Origin of the sequence: Pseudomonas defluvii (genome assembly GCF_001695625.1) — a bacterium.
In the GTDB taxonomy this organism is placed as follows: Bacteria; Pseudomonadota; Gammaproteobacteria; order Pseudomonadales; family Pseudomonadaceae; genus Aquipseudomonas; species Aquipseudomonas defluvii.
Genome location: NZ_MBPN01000286.1, coordinates 1 through 993, shown reverse-complemented (window position 1 = coordinate 993; position 993 = coordinate 1). Strand labels below are relative to the sequence as shown.

Sequence of the window (993 nt, the reverse complement as noted above, 5' to 3'; positions counted from 1 at the left end):
CCGTCGTCACCGTGTGCTTGAAGTGATGTCGCCACAGGTTTATTCCCAGTGCCCCTGAGCGATCCAGGGATGAGCCTCGGGTCAGGTCGGTAATCAATGTCGGTTGCAGCCCCGCATCGAATAGCACAAAGCCCGCCGCCAGCACGCAGGTGTCCGTCTGGATGCCGCATACCAGGACACGGTCCGGTTTCAATTGCTTGAGGTGGTTGAGGGTCTCGCTGGAGAGGCAATAACCGTACTTGGCGAACACCCTGTCGGCCGCGATCAGGCAGCGCTCGTTTTTGGCAGGATGCCAGCCAAGTTGGCGTTGGAACGGGGTGTGGTGCTCGTCGTGACGCTCTACTGTGGCGACTGACGGCATGCGCCCGAGGAGTGTGTTGATGCCTTCGACCAGCCACTGGGGTGGGTTGAAGGAAGGTTGTACGTCAATGATCAACAGTACCTGGTGCATAGCCGTCCTCTCGATGGGAATGCTGGTCGATTGTAACTGCCGTTGCCTTGCAGGTGCTAAAATCCGCCGCTGGAATTCAGGAGATAGGCGCGTGCGCAAAGTGGCGGTGGTAATGGCGATGCTGGCGTTGGCTGGCTGTGAGAATGATGTAGAGCGCGCTCACAACAAGGTCGCCGAGCATTTGCAAAACCCGAAAACGGCCAAGTTCGCCAATGTTCGTATTAATGAGCAAGGGGATATTTGCGGTCAGGTTCGCGGCAAGGATGCGGCGGGCGTGGTGGAAGCCTATCGCAGCTACGTGGCGATCAAGCAGGGTGCCGAGTACGAAGTGATCATCGATCAGGACGGTAACAACCTGCGCCTGCGCGAGATCTGCGGCGGCGCCGACCTGCAGCGCAAGGCTGAAGCGCTGGCCGACCAGCCGGCTGCTCAGGGCTGGGATGTCGAAATCATTCAGGGGGCGAACATGGGCGCGCTGACGGATATGACCGCGCGGCTGATCGAGCGTGGCATCCCGTCGTCGGTGGTTTACCGCGAGGGCA

General features: G+C 59.8%; 2 protein-coding genes. One reads left to right on the top strand and one right to left on the bottom strand.

The genetic code is table 11. The features are described from left to right. On the bottom strand, positions 1-451 hold a 451-nt coding region (locus EKA13_RS27345), incomplete at its 3' end, for an isochorismatase family protein (RefSeq protein ID WP_065762049.1). A gap of 91 nt (positions 452-542) precedes the next feature. Between EKA13_RS27345 and EKA13_RS27340 the strand changes: the two genes are divergently transcribed. Further along, positions 543-993: sporulation protein (locus EKA13_RS27340; RefSeq protein WP_065762048.1), on the top strand; the 451-nt coding region annotated here is incomplete at its 3' end.